A 25241-nucleotide genomic window follows, 5' to 3' on the forward strand; every position below is an offset into this window, starting at 1 on the left:
TCAGCGCGGACGCGCCGCCGCGTCCGTCCCCCGGGTCGAGACCTTGACCGAGATGGCGCCCGTCCGGCCGAAGACCTCGGGGCTGTACATCTCCTCGGCGCGCGCGGGCGGCACAACGAACGAGCCGAGCGTCGTGGCGCGCGCGAGGTACCGGTACCGGTACATCCCGGCGGCCATGTGGTCGACGAAGAACAGGACCCTGTCGTCGCGGATCTCGCGCACGAAGCGGCTCGGATCGTACATGCGGCCTGTCGCGCGCAGATCGTCCTGGTCGGCGTCGGGGTCGTACGCCGCGGCCTCCGCCGCGTCGACGTCGAGCGAGCGCGCGGACGTCGCGAGCCGCGCGTCGACCGCCTCGAGGCCGGCCGGCAGCGGGTCGTCGATCACCACGAAGTCGCGCGGCGAGGGCGTCACCACGACGATCTCGCCGAGCACGAGGTCGCCGCCCGCGAAGGCCAGCGACGAGGGCGCCGCGCCCGGCGCAGCGCCCGCGGGCGCCGCGCCGCCGACGACGGCCGCGAGGTCCTCGGGCGCGATCGCGCGGAGCGACTTCTCGATGTAGAACCCGCGGTCGAGCGGCGTCGTCGGGAGCTGCTTGCGCGCGTACCGGAGCCGCGCCTCGTAGAACAGCCGGCCGCGCCCGTCGACGGCGAACGCGAGCGGCGCGCCGGCGGCGCTCACGAGCCGCGCCGCGGGGATCGACGTCTTGACCTGCTCGGTCGTCGGGCCGTGGAACGGCGCCGAGAACAGCTCGACCTCCCCGAGGAACACCCGCGCGTCGAAATCGGGCGCCGTTTTCTCCTGTGATTTCCGGTACTTATCGAGCGCGAGAAGCGCCCACGCCGTCTCCTGCGTGCTGCGCCACGTGCCCCCGCGCCGATCCGCGAGCAGGCCCGCCGCGAGCCGCGGCGCGAGCGGGTGCGCCGGCCGGGCGGCGAGCAGCGCGCGCAGCACGAGCGCCGAGGTGCGGGCCTCGGAGTCCATGAGGACCGCGTACGCGTCGCCGTGGTTGTGGACGGCCCGCGCGATGGGCCCGTCGAGGCGCAGCGACCCCTCCATCTCGCGCACGAGCTCGTCCACGGCCGCCTTGTCGCTCTTGCCGATCACCATCGCGTGCGCGAGGAGCGCCTTCGAGAAGAGCGGCAGCTTCTCGCGCTCCTCGAAGAGCCGGCTCGCGCGCCCCGGGTCGGGCGCGCCGCTCTCCGCGAGGACGTCGAGGATGAACGGCGCCGTCGCCCGCAGCCTCGGATCGTCGCCGGCCTCGTTGAGCCCGGCGCGCACGAACGAGATCGCGCGCTCCACCGCGTCCGCCGGCACCGCGACCCCGTAACGCTTCGCCTCGGTGAGGCCCCACAGCGCGTACGTGGTGGTCCAGAGATCCGGGCGGTCCGACTCGGCGAAGAAGCCGAAGCCGCCGTCGCCGCGCTGGTGCGACAGGATCTCGCGGACCGTCTTGCCGATCACGGCCCCGAGGTTCTGCGGCAGCGCGATCCCGTAGGCCTTCGCGAGGTCGCGCAGCGACAGGAGCGGCACCATGCGGCTCGTGAGCTGCTCGGTGCACCCGTACGGGTACTCGAGGAGCTGCTCCACGCCGCCGCCGAGGCCCACGAGCGCCGTCGGCGCGAGGCTCACCGTGAGCCCGCCGGTGTCGTCGCGGATCGCGGACAGATCGCCGAGCCGCTCCGCGCTCGCGGTGGTCGTGTCGCCGTAGAGCGCGACGGCCTCGGGCGACATCGGCGTCTTGATCTCGCGGGTCACCTCGACCACGTCCTGGGCGCCGCCGCCGACCGCCCGGAAGCGCAGCGTCGCCGGGCCGGCCCGCGGGGCCGACATCGCGAAGCGGACCTCCGTCGACGCGCCCGGCGCGAGCTCGACGGCGCGCTTCGCGCTCCCCGACAGCGTGAGCCCCGAGGCCGCGACCTCGACCTCGATCGTCGACTTCGCGAGCCCCTTCGACGTCACGACAACGCCCGCGTCAATCGCGTCGCCGGCGCGCAGGAAGCGCGGCAGCGCCGGCCGCGCCATGAGCTTCTGGCTCGCTGTCACGCGCGACTCGCCGTAGCCGAACCGATCGTCCTCCGCGGCGACGACCGCCATGACCCGGTAGGTCGTGAGCGAGTCGGGCAGCTTGAAGCTCGCGTGCACCTTCCCGGAGGCGTCGGTGACAAGCGCGGGGTGGTAGTACGCGCTCTGGCGGAAGTCGCGGCGCACGCCCGTGCCGCCCGCGGCGCCGCCGCCGCCCGCGCGCCCCTTGTCGGCGCCGAGATCCGCGAACGGGTTGCGCACGCGGGCGAGCGCCTCGCGCGTCTCGATCGTCGCGACCTTCAGGCTGCGCGGCGCGCCGAACACGGGGATCGGATCCGGCGTCTCGTAGCCGGTCAGCGACAGCACGCCCTCGTCCACGGCGTAGAGCGTGACCTCGGCGCGGGCCGGCCGACCGCCGCGGTCGCGGACGTCGACGTCCACGCGGATCGGGTCGCCAGGCCGCGCGTCCGCCTTGTCCGGGCGGACGCTCACAGCGAGCCGCTGCGCCTCGGGGTTCACGCGGAGCGGCGCATACCCGAGGCGGAACGCCGGCGCGCCGACGTCGGGCCCCGCCGCCCCGCCCTTGCCCGGCGCGGGCGGCGGCCTCGTGCGGCCGCGCAGGAGCAGCACGGAGACGAACGCGTTCGGCCGGAGGTCGTCCGTGATCGGCACGTCGATCACCGGCATCGCGCCCGACAGCTTCACCCGCCGCCGCGAGGAGATCCCGGCGCGCTCGACCGTGACAAGCGCGTCGGCCGAGGCGAACGGCGACTTCACGATCACGCGCGCTGTCTGCCCCACCTCGTAGCTGTCGCGGTCGGGCACGAGCTCGACCTGGAGCTGGTCGCTGTCGCCGAAGCCGCCGCCGCCCTCGCCGAGCGCGTAGACGCCTGTCGCGGCGCCGACAGGGTTGCCCCGGCGGTCCTTGGCCGTCGCGTGCAGGAGGTAATATCCCCCGGACGGGACCGTGAGCTCGCAGCTCCGCGGCGACGTCGCCGTCGTCACGCCGCAGCGCGCGACGACCTTGTCGACCGGCGTGCTCACGCTGCGGTACGCGCTGCCGCTCTCCTCGCGCGCGAGCGTCCACGTCCGCTGGATGAGCTCCAGCCGGACGGCGACCTGCGCGACGCGCGCCCCCTTCGGATCGACAGCGAGGATCTCCGGCCGGAGCACGTCGCCCGCCTTCGCGAAGCGCTCGGGCTCCTTGAGCGCGACGTAGAACTCCGCCGGGTGCACGAGCGCCGTCGAGCTGCCCGCGATCGCCTGCCGCGAGACGTCGGTGATCTCGGCCTCGCACGTCACGAGCTCGGTCCCGCGCTGCCCGGGCATCGCGAGCGTCGCGCCGATCGACGCCTGCCCTGCCGCGTCGAGCCTGTCGCCCCCGCGCTGCACCTCGTACTCGCGCGGCGACCGGTCCCGCAGGGCGTCCGTGAGCTCGTCCTCGCGCACCGTGAAGCCCTCGATGCCCGGCGGCGAGAACGCGGCCGGGCCGCGCGTCACCGAGAGCCTGGCCTCCGCGTTCGTCATCGGCGCCCCGAACAGGTAATCGCCGCGCGCGACCCAGCGCGCCTTGTCGCCGCGCACGTAGCTCGGCCGGTCGCTCTCGACGCTCACCTTGAACTCGGCGGGCCGGTACTCGGCGACCTCGACGCTGCCCGTCACGTCCGGCCACCCCGCCTCGCCCCCCTGGACGGTGGCGGCGAGGCTGTACGTGCCGAGGCGCGCCGTCTCCGGGATCTTCACGTCGGCCGAGAACGTGCCGAACGGGCCGAGCGACGGCGTCAGCGAGACGAGCGCCTCGCCGTCGGGCCCCTCGACCTTGAACGCGACGCTCTTGCCGGCCGGCGTCCTCGTCCCGCGCGCCGCCTCCTCGCGGAAGATCCCCTTCACGCGCACCGTGTCGCCCGGCCGGTAGATGCCGCGGTCGGAGAACACCATCCCGAACGGGCGCGCCTCGCCGAAGTCCCACGGCACGCCGAAGCGCCACCCGCTCAGCGCGTCGGCCACGCGGCGGTACGTCCAGTCCTCGCCCGCGCGCGCGAAGATCACGCCGCGCTCCGGCCGGGACGCCGTCTCTGGCCGGTACACCGCCTCGGGGACGGTCGCGAACCCCTCGGCGTCGGTGATCACGGCCGCTGGCGCGGGCGCGCCCGGGGTCCGGATCCACACGCTCGCGCCCGGGACCGGCGCGCCCGTCGACAGCCGCGTCACCCACACGATCGAGCCGTGCGGCGACACCTTCGCGCTGATCCCGAGGTCGGTCACCTGCGCGATCACCGCCTGGGAGGAGGTGCGCGCGTGCCGCGTCCCGGGCCGCGCCGTGTAGCTGATCCCGATCGCCAGCGGCCCGCGCTTGCCCTCGCCGCCCAGCACCTCGGCGGCGCGCACGAGGTGCGTCGCCGGCGCGTTCGTCGCGGCGGCCGGGCGCAGGGCGGACTGCTTGCCGGAGGGCAGCGCCGCGATCTCGCTCATCTTCGGGCTCCGCCCCGGGCTGTTCGGGTCGGCCTCCAGCGCGAGCACCGCCTCCTCGGTCATCGCGCCGACAGCGAGCGAGAGCTCGCGCACGTTCACGGACACGACAGGGATCTCGCGCCGCTGCGCCGGCTCGAACACGCTCCCGGTCAGCCCGATCTGCGCCTCGGGCCAGCGGTCGCCGAACGCGATCTGCTGGGAGACGGCGCCCGCGAGCGCCTGCCCGTGCTTGTCGCGCAGCCCGGCGGCCACGCGCACCTCGTAGCTGCGCCCCGGCGCGAACGCGCCGCCGACGGGGATGTGGCTCGTGAAGTCGTCGTCCTGGAGCCACGACGGCCACCTCGGCTTCACGGCGGGCTCCACCGAGATCGCCCGCTTCGCGTCCCCGAACCGCACGGGGTTCGAGAAGAGGAGCGCGAACCCGCCTTCGGCCGCGCAGCGCCCCTGCGGCGTGTCGCGATCGCACTGCGGGCTCATGAGCCGCAGCGGCCCGTAGGTGCGGTACGAGAACCGCTGCTCCTCGCCTGCCGGCAGCGGCCCCTCGCGGCCGCGGAGGCTCGGGGCCACGACCATCTCGACCTCGCTGTCGCGCGGCAGCGGGGCGCGCGGGACGATCGCGGCGAGCATCTCGTTCTCCGGGTCGGGGCGCCGGACGTCGAACGCCACCTTGGCCGCGCGGCCGCCGGCCGTGAGCGACACGCTCCGCGCGACCTCGGCTGTGTCGACGGGCTGGTTGAACCGGAGCTCGAACCGCGCGTCCGGCGTGAGGTCGTCCTTGCCCGACCACGGCTCGACGCGCGCGACCTTCGGCAGCTCGGTGCGGAAGGTGAGCACGTACGGCTCGGCGAGCGCGCTGCCGTCGAGCGCCCTTGTGCCCGCCGGGACCTCGACGGTGAAGGCGGTGCCGCGCGGCAGGTGTCCCCGAGGGACGAACGTGAGCCCGCTCGTGCCGACCCAGCGCCACTGTCCCGGCGCGGGCGGCTTCAGGACCACGGGGGCGGCGGCCTCGCTGCCGGCGAGGTCGAGCGGCCGCATCGGCCGGTTGAACACGAGGCTGATCTCGGCGGGGCTCGTCGTCTGCCCGCGGGGCGCGCCGAACACCACCGCGAACGGCCCCTCCGCGGCCTTGCCGCCCGGGTCGAGCGCGCCCGGGGCGAGCGTGCCGCGGGGCGGGACGTTGGGCGCGCGCGCGCCCTGAACGCACGCGAGGCTGAGGGCGATGGCGGCCAGGGCGGCGGGCGCGAACCGGAGGCGCGGGGCGACGAGCATGTCGCCGCGACTCAGCAATGGGGATGCCGCGGGCGCAAGGGGCGTGTCCGTCGCGGAAAGCCGGGCGCGCGATGTGGCAGCCGGGACACACCCTGCGAGCCCCGGGACGCGCGGCGAGCGCCGCGAGGCGGACGCCCGGCCGGCGGACCTAGGGCGTGATGTCGTACGCGTGCTTCGCGGCCCAGAGCGTGGTGGCGCGCATGTAGTACTCCGCGCGGGTCCTGCCGTCGGACTCCCATGCTTCCGGCGTGCGGAACCACAGGGCGTCCGTGTTCCAGATGGTGTTGACAAGGCTCTCGCCGATCTCGCCGGCCTCGGTGGCGAGCCCCTCCTGGATCATGCCCGCCACAACGCCCCACGACGTGCCGACCCAGCACACGCGCGTCTGGTTGCTCGTCGGATCGACCGATCCGCCGGCGGTCATGACGTTGACGACGCCGCGCGTCCCGCCGTCGAACCGCTTGAAGTTGTTCTCGTAGATCGCCGTGAAGGCGGACGCGGCGCGATTGGCATCCACGATCGGCGGCAGCCCGAGGGCGCGCGCGTACCACTGGCCGGCGAGCTGGTCCGACATGATCCGGCTCGTGTTGGAGCTCCCCGTGTCGATCTTGTAGTACTCCCCCGTCCAGAGCTTCGCCTCGAAGCCGCCCTTGCCGAGGTCGAGCCAGGCCTTGTAGGTGCTCGCGAGCGCCGCGTCCCCCCTGGCGGTCGCCATCTCCTGCGCGGCCTCGCTGGCCGCGAGGAAGAGGCTCCCGCAGTAGGCGGTGTTGCCGTGCAGATCCATGTCGTCGTACGTCTGGTCGATCCCGTTGCTCTCGGGCAGCCCGTCCCCGTCGCCGTCCTGGCTCTTCACCTTCTCCATGGCCATCTTCACGGCGGGCCAGCAGTAGTCGAGGAACGCCGCGTCGGTCTTCCCGGTGAGCGCCCAGTCGCGGTAGACCATCAGGACCAGCTTGGAGTTGAGATCCTTCCAGCGGGTGGAGTCGCGGTACGTGTACGCGTTCCAGGTGCGGAACACGCTCTCTGTGTCTCCGAAGTCGTGCGCTGTCGTGCCGAGCGCGCGCGGCCTGTCGCTGCGCGTCGTCGTCACGCTGTCGCAGAACTGCCGCACCTCCTGCTTGTCGATGTCCGGCCAGAGCGAGAACAGCGCCCATGAGCCGTAGAAGCGCACATCCGACGTCCCGTAGAACGGGTAGATGTACGACTCCAGGCTCGTGAACATGTCCTCGTCCGGGTCGTCGGGCTGCCCCGACGCGGCGCCCGCCTCCCAGTACGTGCCCGCGATCGCGTAGTAGTAGAGCTCGTTGAACAGCGCGCCCTTGAGCCACTCCGGGTACCGCGCGCTCTCCAGCACGCTGGCCTGCCAGTCCTGGATCGCCCAGAGCCACGGCTCGTGATGGGCGAGCGCCTCGGCCGCGATCGCCCACGAGGCGTTCCCCGATCGCCCGAAGTGGCGCGTGTAGGCGCGGTACCACTTGTCCCTGGAGCCCGCCTGCGTGATCGGGATATCCCAGGCGAGCACGATCGGCACGATGGCGCGCCCCCCCGGCTCCACGGTGGCCTTGAACGCGATGGCCCCGAGCGCGTGCGCTCCTGTCGTGTTCGCGAGCACGCCGTCGCTGGCGAGCTCGCCTTGCAGGGCCGCCACGCTGTCGGCGGACTGGTACGAGACGACAACGCCGGGCGCGTTTCGACTGGCGAGCGTGAACTCGCCCTGGTCCTCGGAGCTCGCCTCCCCGCCGCCGCGCGCGAGGACCAGGCCGACGTCGTCGCCGGCGGTCTGGACCGTCGCGCCGCTGCCGCCGTGGTCGTTCTTCCATGTCAGCATGACGGCGACGTCGCACGGCGCTCCGGTCGGATTCGTGATCTCCCACCGGTAGACGCCGACAGGATAGCTGGTCTTCTTTGTGTCTCCCGGGATGATGGGGCTGTACTGTTCCACCTTCACCTTGCAGGGGAACGCCGCGCCATGGTAATCGACCCACGATCGCGGAAAGAGCGAGAAGTACGTCGCCTGGCCCTGGCCGATACCGCCCTTGTCGAGGCGCCTCGTGTCCGCGGCGCCGCCGCCGGCCTTTTGGTACATGAAGAAGCCTGCGTTCGCGTCGACGGTCAGGTCGCTGCTGCCGATATCGAGTCGGCCCTTGTAGAACCCGCCGTCGAACCGCCAGGTGATCGTGCCCGCCCCGAAGCCGCCGATGGGCGCACCGTCCTCGTAAACGCCCTCGGTGATACCCCTGCTCCACGCCTGTGCCGGGATGGAGATCGGCTCGCCCGGCACGTGCGCCGGCGGGCCGCCCCCCTCGTCTCCGCCTGAACCGACGGCGGCAGGAGCGCCGCCGGCGCCCGACCCGGCGCTGCCCGCAGGGCCCTGGCCTGCTCCGGCGCCGACAGGCGCCGAACCTCCGTCCGAGGAGGACGATGAAGAGGGTGCTACGGACGAAGAGGAGCCCGATCTGTCGGCGCCGTCGCACGACAGGGCTGTCGCTGCAACGAGGACGGCACCGGCTGTCGCGATGCTCAAGGCACGTTGGGGAACGAGCGACCATGTCATGAGGTGACGATAGACGCGATGCAGACCCACGTCACCGGACAATAGATGTCCACCATGTTCCATCAAGTCATGGAACTTATGTCTTCAACGTCCCTCCACATCGCATCACACACGATTTTTCGGCGTGTCGACCGTTCGGCGATCTTTCTCGCACAGGGCCAGGCGCGCTCGATCGGGCCAGGCTCAGGGCCAGGTGGCCAGCACCGCGGCGATCCACCGGTCCGCGTCGCGGACCCCGGGGTGCTGCTCGATGTGCACGAATCGCCGGGCGTGGATCGCGGCCGGGATCCCGAAGCTCCAGCTCGGCGGCGGGACGTTGAGGAGCCTCCCCTGAACGTTGGTCGTCGCGTTGAGCGCGCACCCCCGGCTGCCGGGGACGCCGATCCGCCATGTCGGCTGGTGGGCGAGCAGGTTGTTCCTTAGCTCCAGGATCTTGTCGCCCGCCGCGGGGGCGGCATCCACGCCGTGGGAGAGGTGCACATCCACGTTCTCGCACGTGTTCTCCGCCATGCCGTGCCACTGGACGGCCCACCACGGCTTCCACCCGTAAAACGACGTGAGCGCCGCGTGGGTGGTGTGAAACATCGTCGCCGCGTTGTGGGCGACGTCCGAGCTCATCGAGGCTCCGTGGAATCCGCGCTCGTCCGGGCTCGCGTCGCGGTGCGCGCCGGCCATCACGAAGGTGCGGGATCTCGTCCGCTTGAAGACGGTGACGGCCTGCATCTCCGTCCCTGCATCCGCGATCGGATGCGACACCTGATGGCTGAGCTCTCGCTCTGCGAACGGGTCCACGATGAACGCGCCGAACCCCCGATCGACGACGCCATCCCCGTTCCAGTCGGCGGTCTCCAGGAGCAGGCAGTACTGGCGGCCGTTGTCCGCGTCGCGGAACGGCCTGACCTGCGCGAACGGCCACAGGCTGGACGGGAGCACGAAGCTGCACGCGCCGTACATCATGGCGTTGACGACGCTGCGCCAGGCCTCCATCTCCATCGGGCCTGGGGCCACGAACACCCCTGAGCTCCTGCCGGGCATCTGGTCGCGGATGCACACGACGAGCGCCTCGAGGGTCGCGCTCGATGAACACGTGAGCTCGGCGGCGCCCGTCGCGCGAGGCGCTGTCAGGACGCTGGCGCCCACGAGGAGCAGGATCGATCGGCCGAACCGCATGCCAGAGACACCTCCAGGTCGGGGCTCACCGGACCGCCCCCGCAGGGTGCAAGGCCGAGACCCGATGAACGACGGCCTCTCTGTGCGGATCGTTCGCGGTCGCCGCGGCCACCACATCACAGCATCGCCGGCCTGTTCGGCGACCTGGTGCTCTCACGTCATGACGTGAGAGCGCCGCTCCGGCGGGCTGCTCCCTCACCGCGCCGTCCGGCGCCGCGCCGCGCCGCGTGCGTGACGGTCGTATTTCCGATGGCGCGCCCCCCGCCCGCGCGCAGCGGGCGGCACGCCAGCGCGCGGCGCGCCGCCCGCGCGCCCGGCGGCGGTCGTCCCGGCGTGAGGCCCTCGCCGCGCCCCGTCGTAGCAACCGGCAAGGTCCCCGAAAAAAACCGGAAATAGTGGAGGCCTTATCCTCGGTGCGGTGAAGCTCATTCCGCGCGGGCTGCTCGGGCGCGAGACAGCCGAGTCGATCGCCATCCCCGTCGGGGCCATCACGGCCTCTCTCCTCGTGTTCGGCGCCTTCGTGGCCACCCAGGGGGCGAACCCCTTCAACGTCTATTACGAGATGTACCGCGGCGCCTTCGGCACGTGGTTCTCTCTCCAGAACACCCTGCTGCGCGCCGCGCCGCTCCTGCTGACCGCGCTCTGCACGGCCCTGCCGGCGCGCCTCGGCCTGATCGTCATCGGCGGCGAGGGCGCTGTCGTCATGGGCGGGCTCGCGGCCGCGTCGGCGGCGCTCGCCGCGCAGGCGTGGCGCGCGCCGCCGCTCGCGGCGCTCGCCGCGATGCTCCTCGCGGGGCTCGCCGCGGGCGCGCTCTGGGTGGGCCTCGCCGGCGCGCTGCGCGTCTACCGCGGCGTCAGCGAGACGATCAGCAGCCTGCTCCTCAACTACGTCGGCGTCGCGATCCTGAACCACCTCGTCGAGGGCGCGCTGCGCGACCCCGCGAGCCTGAACAAGCCGTCGACCGCCCCGATCGCGGCCGAGAACGCGCTCGGGAGCCTGCCCGGCGTCGAGGTCCACTGGGGCCTCGCCTACGGCGTGCTCGCCTGCGCCCTCTGCTACGTGCTCATGCACCGCACGACCTTCGGCTTCGCCGCGGCGATGAGCGGCGGCAACGTCCGCGCCGCGCTCCTCGCCGGCCTGCCGGTCAGGCGCCTCGTCGTGCTCACCTGCATGCTCGGCGGAGCGTGCGCTGGGCTCGCCGGGATGGTCGAGGTCGCGGCCGTCCACGGCCGGGCCAACGCGTCGCTGGTCAGCGGCTACGGCTACACAGGCGTCCTCGTCGCGTTCATCGCGCGCCACCACCCGCTCGCGATCATGCCTGTCGCGCTCCTGCTCGGGGGCATCGGCGCGAGCGGCGGCCTGGTGCAGCGCGCCGCGCAGCTCCCCGACGCCACGGTCAGCGTGCTCCAGGGCATCCTGTTCCTCGCGATCCTCGCGAGCGAGGCGCTCCGCGGCCGCCTCCGCCTTGCCCGCGCGCCCGGGGCCCCGCAAGCGGCGCCCGCCTCGGCGGTGGCGTGATGGGCGACGCCGGGGCGCTGGGGCTCTGGGGCATTCCCCTCGCGGTCGCCGCCGGGGCCGTCCGCATCAGCACGCCGTTCCTGTTCGTGAGCCTCGGCGAGTGCCTCACGGAGAAGAGCGGCCGCGTGAACCTCGGCCTCGAGGGCACGCTCGTCATGGGCGCGATGGGCGGCTACGGCGCCTCGTACCTCACCGGATCTGCCTGGCTCGGCGTCCTCGCCGCCGGCGCCGTCGGCGCGGCGCTCGGCGCGCTGCACGCGTGGCTCTGCTCGAAGCCGCGCGTCAACGACATCGCCGTCGGCATCGCGCTCATGCTCTTCGGCGTCGGCCTCGCCTTCTTCCTCGGCAAGCCGCTCATCAAGCTGACGGCCCCCCGCCTGCCCGCCATCTCGCTCGGCCCCTTCAGCGATCTCCCGCAGGTCCGCGCCGCGCTCCAGGTGAACGCGCTCTTCCTCATCGGGGCCGCGCTCGCCCCGCTCCTGCTCTGGATGCTGCGCCGCACGCGGCTCGGGCTCGTGCTGCGCACGGTCGGCGAGAGCGCCGACAGCGCCCGCGCGATGGGGGTCGACGTGAACCTGGTCCGGCTGCGCGCGACGATGGCCGGCGGCTTCCTCGCCGGCGTCGGCGGCTCGTTCCTCTCGCTCTTCTACCCCGGGAGCTGGAACGAGGGCCTGTCGAGCGGACAGGGCCTCATGGCGGTCGCCCTTGTCATCTTCGCGCGCTGGAACCCGGTGCGCTGCCTGTGGGCGTCGCTCCTCTTCGGCGGCGCGAGCGCGCTCGGCCCGGCGCTCCAGTCCGTGGGCGTCACCTGGGGATACCACCTCTTCAACGCCGCGCCGTACCTCGTCACGCTGGCGCTCATGGTCGCCACGAGCTCCGCGACAAGGACCCTGCCTGACCAGCCCGCCGAGCTAACGCTCGCGCGGTGAGCGCGCAACGACCCGCGAAGGACGCAATCCGACGCAAACGACGCAAACGACGCAAACGACGCAAACGACGCAAACGACGCAAACGATGCAAACGACGTAAACGACGCAACGAGACGCAAGAAACGCCGGACGCTGGACCCCAGGAGGACTCGACGCATGACCCACGTGGCCGCTGACCCCTACGCCTGGCCGTACAACGGCGATCTCCGCCCCGAGAACACGGCCCTGATCGTCATCGACATGCAGACCGACTTCTGCGGCAAGGGCGGGTACATCGATCTGCTCGGATACGACATCTCGCTGACGCGGGCCTGCGTCGCGCCGATCCAGCGCGCGCTCGCGGAGGCGCGCCGCCGCGGCCTCCACGTCCTGCACACCCGCGAGGGGCACCGGCCGGACCTCTCGGATCTCCCGGCGAACAAGCGCTGGCGCTCGCGCCGGACCGCCGGCGGGCGCGGCACGGGCGTCGGCATCGGCGATCCGGGGCCGTGCGGGCGGGTGCTCGTCCGCGGGGAGCCGGGCTGGGAGATCATCCCCGAGCTCGCGCCGCTGCCCGGCGAGCCGGTGATCGACAAGCCCGGCAAGGGCTCCTTCTGCGCGACCGACCTCGACCTCATCCTGCGCCAGCGCCGCGTCGAGAACCTCGTCCTCACCGGGATCACGACCGACGTCTGCGTGCACACGACGATGCGCGAGGCGAACGACCGCGGCTACGAGTGCCTCCTGCTCGCCGACTGCTGCGCGGCCACGGATCCCGGCAACCACGCCGCCGCGCTGAAGATGATCACGATGCAGAACGGCGTCTTCGGGGCGGTCTCGACCTCCGCCGCGCTCCTGGAGGCGCTCGCGTCGTGATGGCCCCGCGCGTCCTCTCGAGCCCGGCGGCGAGGCCCGCCCGCGCCGCCGCGGGCGATCCCGGCCCGCCCGCGCCGCCGCCCGCGCTCTCCGCCGCCGGGATCACGAAGCGGTTCGGCCCGCTGCTCGCGCTCGACGACGTCTCGCTGCGCGTCGCGCCCGGGAGCTTCCACGCGCTCCTCGGCGAGAACGGCGCCGGCAAGAGCACGCTGGTCAAGTGCATCATGGGCTATCACCCCGCCGACGCGGGCGAGGTGCGGGTCGGCGACGCCGCCCTGGCCATCAGGAGCCCGCGCGAGGCGCTGTCGCTGGGGATCGGCATGGTCTACCAGCACTTCACCCTGGTCATGAACATGACGGTCGCCGAGAACCTCGTCCTCGCGCGCCCGTCGCTCCCGCTCGTGATCGACTGGCGCGCGGAGCGCGAGGCCATCCGCGCGTTCATGGCGCGCATGCCGTTCCAGATCGATCCGGATCGGCCCGCGCGCTCGCTGGCCGCCGGCGAGAAGCAGAAGCTCGAGATCCTGAAGCAGCTCTACCTCGGGAGCAGGATCATCCTCCTCGACGAGCCGACCTCGGTCCTCACGCCCGCGGAGGCCGACGAGGCGCTCGGGATGCTCCGTCGCATGGCCGACGAGCGCCGGATCAGCGTGCTCATGATCTCGCACAAGCTCCGCGAGGTGATGGCCTTCGCCGACGAGGTCACGGTGCTGCGGCGCGGCCGGATCGCGGGCCGCGGCAGGCCCCGCGACCTCACGCCGGCGGCCATGGCCGAGATGATGGTCGGCGCCCAGCCGGCGCGCGCCTCGGCGGCGCGCGGCGACGCGCCCGCCGGGGCGCCGGTCCTGCGCGTCGAGGCGCTCGCCGCGCGCGACGATCGCGGCCGGCCGGCGCTCGACGGCGTGACGCTCACCGTCCATCGCGGCGAGATCGTCGGGATCGCCGGCGTCTCGGGCAACGGGCAGGAGGAGCTCGTCGAGGTCCTGGCGGGCCAGCGCCCCGCGCGGTCCGGCAGGGTGCTCGTCCACGACGCGCCGTACGCCGCCGGCCGCGAGCAGGCCCGCGAGCACCGCGTGCGGTGCCTGCCCGAAGAGCCGCTGCGCAACGCGTGCGTGCCGGCGATGACCGTCGCGGAGAACATCGGCTTCCGGGTCTTCGACGCGCCGCCGTTCACCCGGCTCCGCTGGGGCGTGAGCCGCGCTGCGCTGCGGCGATCGGCCGAGCGCCTCGTCTCCGAGTACGCCGTCAAGACGCCCTCGGTCGACGCGCCGATCGGCGAACTCTCCGGCGGGAACGTGCAGCGCGCGGTCCTCGCGCGCGAGCTCGGGCTCGGCGTCGACGAGCGCATCGAGCTCCTCATCGCCGCGAACCCGTGCTTCGGGCTCGATTTCGCGGCCGTGGCCGAGATCCGCGCCCGCATCCTGGAGGCGCGCAACCGCGGGACGGCCGTCCTCCTCGTGAGCGCGGATCTCGACGAGATCTTCGCCATGGCCGACCGCGTCCTCGTGATGAGCGAGGGCCGCGTCGTCCACGAGTCGCCGATCGCCTCGGCGGACGTCGCCGGGATCGGCCGCGCGATGGCGGGGCACGCGTGACGCCGCGGGCCCCCGAGATCGCGGCGAGGCCGTACCCGTTCCGCCTCGCCGGGCCGGAGTCGGTGGCGCTGCTCGTCATCGACATGCAGCGCGACTTCCTGGAGCCGGGCGGCTTCGGCGCGGCGCTCGGCAACGACGTCCGCCGGCTCCGGCGCATCGTGCCGACGGTCCGCCGCCTCCTCGACGCGTTCCGCGAGCGCGACCTGCCGATCCTCCACACCAAGGAGGGCCACCGGCCGGATCTCTCCGACTGCCCGCCCGCGAAGCGCTACCGGGGCGCTCCGGGCATGCGCATCGGCGACGCCGGCCCGATGGGGCGCATCCTCGTCCTGGGCGAGCCCGGCAACGACTTCGTGCCCGAGCTCGCGCCCGCGCCCGGGGAGATCGTCGTGCCGAAGCCGGGGAAGGGCGCCTTCTACAGGACGGGGCTCGACGCCAGGCTCGCGTCGCTCGGCATCTCGCAGCTCCTCCTCGCCGGCGTGACCACCGAGGTGTGCGTCCAGAGCACGATGCGCGAGGCGAACGACCGCGGTTACGAGTGTCTGCTGATCGAGGACGCCACCGAGAGCTATTTCCCGGAGTTCAAGGCGGCCACCCTCGAGATGATCCGCGCCCAGGGGGCGATCGTCGGCTGGACCGCGCCGGCCACCACCGTCCTCGCGGCGCTCTGATCGGCGGAGAGGGACAACAGAGGAAGAAAACCGCCAGGACGCCAGGTACGCCAAGGGAGGATCTCAGCGTCTCCTTGGTGTCCCTGGCTTCATGGCGGTTCGACGCTCCCTCGTCCGCGCGCTGCGCTACTTCTGAAGGGAGCCGACGACGCCGTCCACGAGGTAGTTCATGCTCTCGAGCACGATGTCGGTCTGCTGCTGCTCGACGGCCTCGGCGACGACCACCTTGCCCTCGTTGTCCTTGATTGGCCCCTTGAAGACGGTGAGCGTGCCCTCCGTGAGCCTCGCCTTCGCCTCCTCGGCCTTCTTCTTCGCCTCCTCGGAGACGGCGGGCCCGTACGGTGAGAGCTTGACGAACCCCTCCTTGAAGCCGCCGCGCAGGAGGTGCGGATACGGCTTCCCCTCGCGGATCGACGCGATGTAGTCCGTATAGACCCTGGACCAGTTCCACTCGGCCCCGGTCAGGTACCCCCTGGGCGCGAGCGTCGCCTGGTTCGTGTGGTAACCGGTGCTGAAGGCGCCGCGGCGCTCCGCGAGCTCGATGATCACCCTGGGCGAGTCGACGTGGGCTGTCAGCACGTCGACGCCCTGATCGATGAGGCTGTTCGCCGCCTCGGCCTCCTTGACGGGCATCGACCAGTCGCCGGTGAAGATCACGGCGGTCGTCGCGCCCGGGTTCACGCTCCGGACGCCCAGCGTGAACGCGTTGATGTTGCGCAGCACCTGCGGGATCGGCTTGGCCGCGATGAACCCGAGCTTGCCGCTCCTCGTCGTCATCCCGGCGACGATGCCGGACACGTACTCCGCCTCATCGATGTAGCCGAAGTAGCTCCCGACGTTGCTCGGGTGCTTCGACCCGTCGTAAAGACCGCCGCAATGCAGGAACGTCCTGTCCGGGAACTTCTCTGCCACCTTGAGGACGTGCGGATCGAAGTAACCGAAGGACGTCGGGAAGATCGCCGACGCCCCGTCGAGGTTGATCATGCTCTCGATCGTCTTCTGGACGGCGACCGTCTCGGCGACGTTCTCCTCCTCGCGGGTCTTCACGCCGGCCAGCTTGACGACAGCGGCGGCGCCCTCTGCGTGCGCCTGGTTGTAGCCGTAGTCGTCCCGCGCGCCGACGTAGATGAAACCCACCGTGAGCGGCTGTTCGCTGGACTCCTCCTTGCTGCAGGCGGCCGCTGGCAGCAGCGAGAGCGCGAGGAGCAGCGGACGGAAGAGGGCGAGCAAGCGCGCTCCGCGCGGCGCGCCGGCCCAGGGGAGCAGAGGAGTTCGCAAGGTGCTCTTCACACCCTGGATCTGTACGCGCCTCTTCATTTCTGGAACTTTTCCCGTTCGTGATTTTTTCGCGCTCCGCTTGATCGCCGTTGAGCATGCGCCGCGCGCCGTGGCATCGTTCCATCAACACCGGAGATTCGCGATGACACCCACCGATTCAGCAGCGAAGCGGGATTCGAACCCTGTGCAGTTGCCGTTCATCATTGCGAATGTGGCGGCGATGGTCGCTCATCCGGAGTCGGTCCCCTGGCGGCGCTTCCGGGAAGGTGTCGAGATCCATCGCCTTCATGGCAGCGGCGACGCCGGCACCTCGGCGGCGCTGCTGCGTTACGCGCCGGGCGCGTCCGTGCCGCAGCACGTCCATCGCGGCCACGAGCACATCTTCGTGCTCGCGGGCTCGCAGTCGGACGAGCGCGGTCACCACCGCGCCGGCACGCTCGTGGTGAACGCGCCGGGCACCCGTCATAGCGTCTCGAGCGCCGAGGGCTGCGTCGTCCTCGCGATCTGGGAGCAGCCCGTCGTCTTCATCTGATTCATCTGGACACCCGGGCCGCTCATCTGGACACCCGGGCCGCTCATCTGGACATCGCACCTCTGCGCCCTGACGCCATGCGCGGCCTCCTCGTGTCCAGACACGATTCTGACGCTCCCGGACGGGACGTTTCTCGAGTCGAACGCCCGCTGCGAGGCACCGGCCGCCCGCCTGCGCTGCCTATTTCCGGATCTGCGCGCCGTCGTTCCGGCCCGTGATGCCCTGGATCAGGCCCAGCGCCTTCTGGAGCCCCGCGAGCACCGACCGGAGCATCTCGAGCACCGGCCCGTTGGCGCCGCGCATCAGCGCCATCGTCAGCGCGTTGCCCACGGCCTGCGCCGCCTGCGCCGGCGACGGGGCCGTCGCCGCGAGCGCCTCGATCCGCTCCCGCGCCGCGCCGAGCGCGAGCTCGTGCACCGGCTGGCCGCGAGGCCCCGACACCTGCATCGCCAGCCCCAGGATCTCCTCGGTGATCTGGCGCGTCCGGCGCTGATCGGGCCGCGCAGGCCCGTCCATCGCCTCGGGCGGCGTCGGCACCAGGCGCCCGAGCTCGATCAGGCGCGCGCCGAGCTCCTCGGGCAACGCGCCGCCCCCGGTCCCCGGCGCGCCCGCGCCGCCGACCGCGCCGCCGATCGCCGCCGCCGCGCCGCCGCGCCCGCCGCGCCCGCCGCCCATGAGCTGCTGCGCGAGCCCCTCGAGCTGCTGCCACATCGGCACGAGCCGCTCGACGCCCCGGAAGAGCTGCACGACGACGGGGTTGGCCTGCTCCACGGGCACCGCGCGCACAGGCGATTGACCGACGATGCGTCCGATGGTGTTGCCGGTTGCCATGGTGTCACCTCACCGCGCCTGGCCGGCGGGGACGATCGGCTCCTCGCCGCGCTGCCGCATGCGCTCGCGCTCGACGTCGGGGGCGTCGGGCGGCCACTGCACGCCCTCCCGCACGATCCGGTCTCGGATCGCCGCCATCTTGCGGAGCGCGGGCGAGCCCGGGAGCTGCCGCGCCATGAGCTCCTCCAGCACCCGCGCGAACGACTGCCCCAGGCGGTTGACCGCGCGGGGATCGGCGCCGCGGTCGAGCAGCTCCTCCACCTGGTCGAGCTGCAGCGCGCGCAGCGCGTACGTGATCGCGGGCGTCCCGAGCGAGTCGCGGGCGTTCACGTCCGCGCCGCGGTCGAGGAGGAGCCGCATGTTCTCGACCGTGGCCTCCGCGGCCGCGTGGAAGAGCGCCGGCGTGTGGCCGCGGCCGACCCGCGCGTCCGGCGGCACGCCGCCGTCGAGCATCGCCCGCAGGAACGCCGGGCTCTTCGCGAGGATCGCCAGATCGAGGGCGCTCGAGAGGAGCGGCACGACGTGGTGCACGTCGGCGCCCGCGCGCACGAGCTCGGTCACGATCTGCAAGCGCGCGGGCTCTTGCCCCGACGCCCTGTGCATCGCGAAAACGAGCAGCGTCATGTCCTCTGCGCCGGGGGTGTTCAGGTCCGTCGCCGGCGCGAGCGCGCGGACGGCCGCGAGGTCGCCGGCCGCGATCGCCCGCGCGAGCTCGCGCTGCGGGCCGAGGAAGAAGCGTTCGGGGTCGGGCGCGCGCATGGTGGCTCCGCTCAGCATCTCTTGCCGGTCGTCTCGGCGATCTTCCGCTGATCCGCCTGCTTCTGCTTCTCGATGCCGTTGATGACGTCGGGCATGAGGTGACGGTTGTAGGGGTCGAGGCTCGACGCCGGCAGCTCGTACTTCGTGCCGACAGCGTCCGGCATGACGGCGCTCAGGGCCACCTTGCTCAGGGCGCCCCACAGGCCGCCGACGCCGAACGCGGCCAGCGTGCCCTTCCACCCCTGCTCCTGGACGCCCGTGAGCACCTCGTCCTGGACGCGGTACGCGGCGATGTCGGCCGGGCGCTCGGTGCCGCCGTAGCCCCTCACCGTGCCCGGGTTGAGGCCCGCCGCGTTGAACGTCCAGCCCCGCGAGCCGCCCGCCGTCGCCGCGGCCGACGCCAGGCCCCCGCCGAGCGAGTGGCCCGTGTAGTCCACGCTGCTCCCGAGCGTGTTCCCCACGCGCACCGCGTCGCGGTAGTACGGCGAGTCCATGTTGAGCCCCTGCGCGAGGTTGTTCTTCCAGTCCGCGCCGCCCTCCGTCCCCCGGAAGGCCACCGTCGGCCGCATGTCGCCGCCGAAGACGTCGGGGTCGGGCTCGTAGAGCCGCGTCGCGTCGGGGCGGCTGCCGTCCAGATCGCCGGGCGTCAGCCCGTAGCGCGCGAGCGCCTCGGGGTCGTCGCTGATGTCGCGCCAGCCCGTCGGCGCCGGCTTCGAGGGGTCGTACGAGTGGCCCGCGAGCGCGGCCTTCTCCGCGGCGATCGTGTTGCGCTCGAAGCGCGCGGCGGCCTCGCGCGTCGCCGGGTCGTCGCTGTTCTTGCCCGCCTCGATCTGCGCCTTGCGGCACTCGTAGCGGGCCTTCTTGTCGGCCTTGTCCTGCGCCGCCTTGTCGCCGTTCATCTGCGTGAGATCGTCGTGGCGCACGACCGGCTGCGAGTTGACGAGGACGCTCGGGCTGTGCGTCTGCGACCAGCTCTGCTGGCCCACGGTGCCGCTCACGACCCCCGTGGCGGTCCCCGGCTCGTCGCCCTCGGTCGTCGGCATGACGGTCATGGCGTGCTTCTGCACGCGGCCGTCGTTGGCGTGCACGTCCTCGCTGGCGCCGAGCGCGGGCGCCAGCCTGGAGACGACGTTGTACGGCACGGGCGGCGTGCTCGACCCCATCGGCGTCTTGCACACGTCGGGCGCGCACGACACAGCCATCCAGGGCTCCTGCCTGCGCGAGAGGACGTTCTCAGCCACGCCGGACCTCCATCTTCAACAGCGGCGCGCGCGGGTCGACCTCGAAGCGCGCCTCCATCCGCTGCACCCCGAGCGCGCGCGCCACGAGCGCCCGCCACACGCACGTCACGACCATCGACTCGGCGTCCACCGAGAGCGTGTCGAGCGCCGCGGGCACCGGCACCGGCAGCCCCGCGATCCAGGCCATCACGAACGCCCGGTGCGGCGGCAGCTCGAACGCGACGCGCCCGTCGCGGGCGACCTCGGGGCGCGCGAGGTTCCAGAGCTCGACGCGCAGGCCGAGGTCGGGGTGCGGGATCTGCTGATCGTCGGGCGCCGCGTTCCAGTACGCGAAGGAGAAGTCGTCGGGCAGGAAGGGGTGCCGGCCGGCGACCCACGCGTCGTCGTAGGTGCCCGCGCGCTGGAGCCGCGGCGTCCACGCGCGCCCCACGCACCCGAGGCCCGCGGGCGCAAACGGGTAGTCCGCCGCGATCTCCGCCATCCGCGGGGCCTCGACGGCGTGGGGCGGGTGCGACGTCACGGCGAGGTGCGTCACCCGGCTGTCGGGTCGCTCGATCTGCGGCGCCGCCACGCGGTCGGGCACCGGCGCGCCGGCGTCGCGCAGCGCGTCGAGGGTGCGCGCCTCCATCCACCCGCAGCCGACCGGGTTCGTGAAGCACACCTCGTCGAGGCGGGGCGCCCCTCCGGGCTCGGCGCTCACGAGGCTGCGTCCGCCGAAGGCGCGCTCCCAGCGCACCGGCACGCTCACCGCCGGCTCGGGCCGGGTGAGCTGCCACCCGTCCGCCGTGCGCTCGAACCACCGCGGCCCGCACACCTCCAGGGTCTTGTCGATGAGCGCGCGCCCCGGCAGGTCGGGCGCGCCGGCGCCGCCACCGGGGGGCGCGCCGCCGGGCGCCGTCACGCGCAGCCGGGCCGTCCAGCGCTCCGCGGGCTCCTCCCCGGGCGCCCACGCTGTCGCGCGCACGAGCACGTCGCAGCGCGGCTTGAACGGCGAGAGGTCGCTCTCGGCGCGGACGCTCGACGCGTTCACCTCGCCCTCGAACGCGTCGCGCAGGAGCAGCCTCCCCGCGCCGTCGTCCGGGGCGAGCTCGCAGCGGTGGGTCACCTCCCCGCCCCCTCCGGGGACGAGACGGTAAGCCGCCTTCAGCGCGACGACATGGTGCTCCTCGTCGTGCACATCGAGGGCGCTGTAGGCCAGGGCGTCGAATGGCGTGAGGTTCTGGCACTCCATCGTCGCTCCGCGACGCTATCGGAGCGCGCAACTGCCTTCAATGGCGACGCGCCTCGACGGCGCCGCGGGGCCGCGTCGCGCGATGCAGCGCGGCGGAGGGGCGCCCCGCGCGTGGCCGCGGCGTGACGGCGGAGGTTCGCCCGGACGCGGTCCCCCCGGCTCGGATATCCTGAGTCGCGTCGCTGAGATGCACGTCGACGGGGCGCACGTCTGCGCCACGTCGATCACCTCGGCCACGTCCGTCACGTCCGTCACGTCGATGCACGTCGTCTGCCAAGGCCAGATACGCGCCAGCTCGCTGGAATGGCGGCCCACGCCCGACGCGTGGGTGCTCACCATCGCGTGCCACGCGCTGTTCGAGCTCGCGCCGTTCGAGTCGCCGGTGACGAGCCTCCCCGTGGCGTTGCTGGAGGACGAGGGGGACGAGCGGCGGTTCGTCGAGCCGTGGGGCCCTGTCGCGCCGTTCAAGCGGTGGGGTGAGGTGATCGTCGTCGGCCACGCGCACGCGCCCGAGGGCATCCCTGTCCGATCGCTCGTCGCGCGGCTCGCCGTGGGCGACATCGACAAGTCGATCCTGGTCCGCGGCGACGCGTGCTTCGAGCGGGATGGATCGCTCGGCGAGCCCGCGCCCTTCGCGCGCATGCCGCTCCGCTGGGAGCGCGCCGCCGGAGGCCCCCACACGTCGAACCCGATCGGCGTGCCGACCGGCAACGGCGCGCTCCCCGATCGATGGGGGCGGGCGCGCGCGCCGAACCTCTTGCCGGTGGCCTCGTCGACAGCGATGAGGCACGGCCACCTCTGGCCTTCCGGCTTCGGCCCGCTCCGGCCGGAGTGGCCCGACCGCTCGCAGCGCCTGCGCCGGCACGCGGCGGGCTGGGATCACGCGCGCTGGACAGCGCAGCCGCTGCCCGACGGCATCGACACCGGGTACTTCAACGTCGCGCCGCTCGACCAGGTGACGAACGACCTCACGGGCACGGAGCCGCTCGTGCTCGAGCACCTGCACCCGCGCTTCCCGCGGCTCACGACGTGCCTGCGCGCGCCGGCGCCGCACGCGATCGCGATGACGAACGGCGCCGAGCAGCGCGTGCTCCTCCGGTGCGACACGCTCGTCATCGACGCCGACCACGGCGTCGCGGCGCTCGTCTGGCGCGGGCAGCTCATGCTCGATCGCCCGCCGCGCGAGGGCGTCGTGCTCGTCGCCGAGGGGGAGCTCGCGCCGAGCCTCACGGGCACGGTGATGGCCCCTCTCTCGTCGAGGCCTTCCGCGGTGCTCCCGTTCCTGCAGGCCGCCGCGCAGCTCGCCCCGGAGCCCCCCGCCGCAGCGGCGCCCGACGCTGTCGATCCGCGCCTCCCGCCGCCCCCCCCTGTCGAGGAGGACGCCTCGCAGACCCTCGTGCCCGCGGTGGTGCTGGCGAGGCCCGCGCTCCCGTTTCACGCGCTCCCGCCGGAGGACGCCCACGCTCGATCGCTCGCGCCGTACGAGCCCCCGCCGGAGGAAGAGCCGCCCACGCCGCCAGCCCTGGTAGCGCCGCCAGCGCCGCTCGCGCCGATGGGCGTCCTGGAGCTCGTCCGGCCGGCGGCGACCGCGCCCGACGCCGCCGCCCACGACCCCCATCCCGCGGCTGTCCCCGAGCGGCGTCCTGTCGAGCCGCCGTCCGAGCCGCCCCTGCCCCTCGGCGCGTATCCCCTCGAGCGCTGCGCGGCGATCGCGGCGCGGCTCGCGAAGCGCCCGGGAGCGCTGGACGACATCCTCGCGGCGGAGGCGCTCTCGCCGGAGACGTGGGAGGCGCTGCACGCGCACTGGCTCGACGCGATCCGCGCCGACGTGGGACGCGGCAAGCGGCGGCTGCTCTCGTCGTACGACGCCGCGTACATCGCGGCGCTGGAGGCCGAGCGAGGCACGATCACGGCGAGCGACTACGCGCGGCTCGTAATCGCGGCCGAGCGCGGGAGCGACGCGCAGGCGCTCGCGGAGCTCGGCCTGCCGGACGGCGCGCTGCTCCGGCTCCGGCGCGTGTGGCTGGAGAGGAGCGTGAAGGATCCCGCGGTGGCCCAGGAGGTGCGCGCGGCCATGCGCAAGGCGGCGGAGGCCTCGTGACCTCGTGAGAGGCTAGTTGAGGTCGATCGGGTCGCCGTACACCTGCGTGTGGCCGCTCGAGTGGATCGTGATGTCGGTCCCCGAGATCACGATCTTGCCCGACTTCTCGAGCACGATGCTCGACTTGCCGCAGACGATCTCGACCCTGTCGCCGACCCTTGTCGCCTGCACGCTGCCGATCTCCACCGTCTCGTTGTTGCCCACCGCGCGCGATCGGTTCATCCCGACCACCTCGCGCGCGTTGTTCATCACCTGCTTCGTGAAGTCGTTGCCGACGGTCTGATCCTCGTTGTTTCCGATCGCGCTCACGCGATCGTTACCGATGGTCACCTCCTCGTCGTGCTTGACGGTCTTGTTCAGGTCGCGCTCGGCCTGGACCCGGACGAGCTCCTTGCCCGCGGCGTCCTCGAACATGATCTCGTTGTAGCCGCCTGTCTCGGGCGACGAGCTGCTCTTCCAGCCGCTCTGCGTCTTGTTCTCGGGGAGCTTGTACGGCGTCTTCTGGAGGTTCGTGTACACCCGGCCCGTGATGATCGGGCGGTCGGGATCGGCGCCGAGGAAGTCGACGATCACCTCCTGCCCGACGCGCGGCAGGTTGGTGCCGCCGAAGCCGGCGCCGCCCCAGGGCTGGCTCACGTGGATCCAGCACGACGACCCGTCGTTCATGCGGCCCTCGCGATCCCAGTGGAACTGGACGCGCACGCGGCCGAACTCGTCGACGTGGATCTCCTGGCCGGGCGCGCCGACAACGGTGGCGCACTCGACGCCCTGGACGCGCGGCCTGGGCGTGCGGAGCGGCGGGCGGTACGGGACGTCCGTGGTCACGCCCCTGCACGCGTGCCGGAAGCCGCCCGGCACCTCGCCCGTGAGCGTCGACTCGAGGAGGAGCAGCGCCCTGTCCGGGCCGAGCTCGGCCTTCGGATGATCGAGGAACGAGAGGACGGTGCCCGGCGCGGGATCGATCGTGTTGGTCTCGAACGTGACCTCGCGGGCCGAGGCGCGCTTCGCGTCGAGCCGCCGCTGCGCGAGCGCCGCCCCCTCGGACTCGTCCGCGCGGTACTTGCCCTTGTCGTCGGCGGCCGGCGTGCTCTCGCCCCTGTCGCTCTCGTACAGGAACGCCCCGGGCACGTAGTGGAAGCGCTCGAGCCGCTCCTCGACGCCGCCCGCGCCGGCGGCGCTCGCCGCGAGCTCGTACGACGCCGGCCTCCGGGTGTCGTGGTCGCGGACCGTGTACTTCCCCGGGCGCAGCCGGCGGCCGACGCGGACCTCGGTGACGTGCTCCAGGTCGGCGTCTGTCGGGTGGTCGCGGAACGCGATCGGGCGACGACGGGGGTTGCCGTGAGGACCGTCGTCGAGGACGAGCCGGCTCTCGCCGCCGCTCTCGAAGTAGAAGCTCACCCCCGCGTCCTCGAGCATGCGGCAGAGGAACGTGTAGTCGCTCTCTCCGTACTGCACGCGGTACTTGCGCTTCCTGTAGCTCCCCGCGAGGCGCAGCGCCGGGGAGATCCCCCACTCCTCCAGGATCTTCAGCGCGATGTCGACGTCCGACATGTGCTGGAAGACGCGGTGGTTGCGCCGCTGCGTCGCGAGCCACAGCGCGGGCACGAGCGTGAGCTCGTAGGTGGAGAGGTTGCGCTCCTCGACCGCGATCTGCCGGAGCTGGCTGCAGATGCCCGACCACGCGCGGACCTGTTCCCGGTGCGCGGCGAAGCTCATCGGCCGGCCGATGACGGCCTCGAAATCGATGTCCGGGTTGTCCGAGACGGCGACGATGCGCACCTCGAAGAGCGCCGACATGCGGTCCGAGGCCGTGAACTGACGCACATCGAGCGCGTCCCCGGAGGCGACGTGCACCTCCGCGCGGGCCTCGCCGCGCGCGTTCATCGCGCCTACCGCGCCATTTCCCTTCAGCCGATGAGCCGGGTTTGCACCGTCCATACATGCTCCCATGCCCGCACCTCGCGCACGGGACGCGACGGGACCGACCGCCCGATGGTACCCGGCGAAGCGAGCGCGCCACAAGGTCAGTGCGGCGCCTCACGGCGAGTGGTGACGAGACGCGCGAGCGGCGGGGAGGACGAGGACCCGCAGCCCAGGCCGGCACCGGTCCACGGCAGCCTGGCGGCGCGCGGCGCCTGGGTACGACATCGCCGCAGGCATCTCCTCACCGGCCCCTGAAGGCGCACCACGCGCGTGCTTTCTCGGGCGC

Annotated in this window: 16 protein-coding genes; 7 read left to right on the plus strand and 9 right to left on the minus strand. The window is 72.9% G+C overall.

Annotated elements, in window-relative coordinates; genetic code table 11:
- The 3 genes from WMF42_RS22620 to WMF42_RS22630 all read right to left on the minus strand — a co-directional run bounded on the left by WMF42_RS22620 (nt 1) and on the right by WMF42_RS22630 (nt 9490).
- Nucleotides 1-5766: an MG2 domain-containing protein gene (locus WMF42_RS22620; protein WP_437684629.1), complete on the minus strand. Its 5766-nt coding sequence runs from the start codon at nt 5764-5766 to the stop codon at nt 1-3.
- Between the two features lie 148 nt (nt 5767-5914).
- A complete protein-coding gene (locus tag WMF42_RS22625; protein ID WP_437684631.1) occupies nt 5915-8047 on the minus strand; it encodes a GH116 family glycosyl hydrolase in 2133 nt (710 codons plus the stop codon).
- A gap of 456 nt (nt 8048-8503) precedes the next feature.
- Entirely contained in the window at nt 8504-9490 is a 987-nt protein-coding gene (locus WMF42_RS22630; RefSeq protein ID WP_061610928.1) for a hypothetical protein, read from the minus strand.
- A gap of 418 nt (nt 9491-9908) precedes the next feature.
- On the opposite strand from WMF42_RS22630, the gene WMF42_RS22635 reads away from it, so the two are divergent.
- The 5 genes from WMF42_RS22635 to WMF42_RS22655 all read left to right on the plus strand — a co-directional run bounded on the left by WMF42_RS22635 (nt 9909) and on the right by WMF42_RS22655 (nt 15059).
- Entirely contained in the window at nt 9909-11009 is a 1101-nt protein-coding gene (locus tag WMF42_RS22635; protein ID WP_081426824.1) for an ABC transporter permease, read from the plus strand.
- A complete protein-coding gene (locus tag WMF42_RS22640) occupies nt 11009-11938 on the plus strand; it encodes an ABC transporter permease (protein WP_061610930.1) in 930 nt (309 codons plus the stop codon). The genes WMF42_RS22635 and WMF42_RS22640 overlap by 1 nt, the downstream gene beginning before the upstream one ends.
- Nucleotides 11939-12094: 156 nt before the next feature.
- Complete coding sequence (gene biuH / locus WMF42_RS22645; protein WP_061610931.1) at nt 12095-12793, plus strand: biuret amidohydrolase; 699 nt, start codon at nt 12095-12097, stop codon at nt 12791-12793.
- Nucleotides 12793-14388 carry an ABC transporter ATP-binding protein gene (locus WMF42_RS22650; RefSeq protein ID WP_437684635.1) on the plus strand — a complete coding sequence of 532 codons (1596 nt, stop codon included), beginning with the start codon at nt 12793-12795 and terminating at the stop codon, nt 14386-14388. The genes biuH and WMF42_RS22650 overlap by 1 nt, the downstream gene beginning before the upstream one ends.
- Complete coding sequence (locus WMF42_RS22655; protein ID WP_061612643.1) at nt 14385-15059, plus strand: cysteine hydrolase family protein; 675 nt, start codon at nt 14385-14387, stop codon at nt 15057-15059. Before WMF42_RS22650 ends, WMF42_RS22655 begins: the two co-directional genes overlap by 4 nt.
- A gap of 126 nt (nt 15060-15185) precedes the next feature.
- Here the strand turns inward: WMF42_RS22655 and WMF42_RS22660 are convergent, their stop codons facing one another.
- Nucleotides 15186-16349 carry a BMP family ABC transporter substrate-binding protein gene (locus WMF42_RS22660; RefSeq protein ID WP_437694328.1) on the minus strand — a complete coding sequence of 388 codons (1164 nt, stop codon included), beginning with the start codon at nt 16347-16349 and terminating at the stop codon, nt 15186-15188.
- Between WMF42_RS22660 and WMF42_RS22665 the strand changes: the two genes are divergently transcribed.
- Nucleotides 16339-16869, plus strand: a complete 531-nt coding sequence (locus WMF42_RS22665) for a cupin domain-containing protein (protein ID WP_233562576.1) — start codon at nt 16339-16341, stop codon at nt 16867-16869. The genes WMF42_RS22660 and WMF42_RS22665 overlap by 11 nt on opposite strands.
- Nucleotides 16870-17049: 180 nt before the next feature.
- Here WMF42_RS22665 and WMF42_RS22670 read toward each other — a convergent pair whose 3' ends face one another.
- From WMF42_RS22670 to WMF42_RS22685, 4 genes are read right to left on the minus strand one after another with little or no spacing between them, the layout of a single operon-like run.
- Complete coding sequence (locus WMF42_RS22670) at nt 17050-17700, minus strand: hypothetical protein (RefSeq protein WP_437684637.1); 651 nt, start codon at nt 17698-17700, stop codon at nt 17050-17052.
- A gap of 9 nt (nt 17701-17709) precedes the next feature.
- On the minus strand, nt 17710-18459 hold the full coding sequence (locus WMF42_RS22675; RefSeq protein ID WP_437684639.1) for an ankyrin repeat domain-containing protein: 750 nt from the start codon (nt 18457-18459) through the stop codon (nt 17710-17712).
- 11 nt (nt 18460-18470) lie between these two features.
- Nucleotides 18471-19700: a DUF4150 domain-containing protein gene (locus tag WMF42_RS22680; protein ID WP_061610747.1), complete on the minus strand. Its 1230-nt coding sequence runs from the start codon at nt 19698-19700 to the stop codon at nt 18471-18473.
- Nucleotides 19693-20931, minus strand: a complete 1239-nt coding sequence (locus WMF42_RS22685) for a DUF2169 family type VI secretion system accessory protein (RefSeq protein WP_437684641.1) — start codon at nt 20929-20931, stop codon at nt 19693-19695. Before WMF42_RS22685 ends, WMF42_RS22680 begins: the two co-directional genes overlap by 8 nt.
- A 187-nt stretch (nt 20932-21118) precedes the next feature.
- Between WMF42_RS22685 and WMF42_RS22690 the strand changes: the two genes are divergently transcribed.
- Nucleotides 21119-23032, plus strand: coding sequence for a DUF2169 family type VI secretion system accessory protein (locus tag WMF42_RS22690; RefSeq protein ID WP_437684643.1), 1914 nt, complete (start codon nt 21119-21121; stop codon nt 23030-23032).
- A 12-nt stretch (nt 23033-23044) separates the two neighbouring features.
- On the opposite strand, the gene WMF42_RS22695 is transcribed toward WMF42_RS22690, so the two are convergent.
- Nucleotides 23045-24916 (minus strand): type VI secretion system Vgr family protein, encoded by a 1872-nt coding sequence (locus tag WMF42_RS22695; protein ID WP_233562085.1) that lies wholly within the window; start codon nt 24914-24916, stop codon nt 23045-23047.
- Nucleotides 24917-25241 lie beyond the last annotated feature (325 nt).

The sequence above is a fragment of the Sorangium sp. So ce176 genome (assembly GCF_051519835.1).
Taxonomy (GTDB): Bacteria; Myxococcota_A; Polyangia; order Polyangiales; family Polyangiaceae; genus Sorangium; species Sorangium cellulosum_G.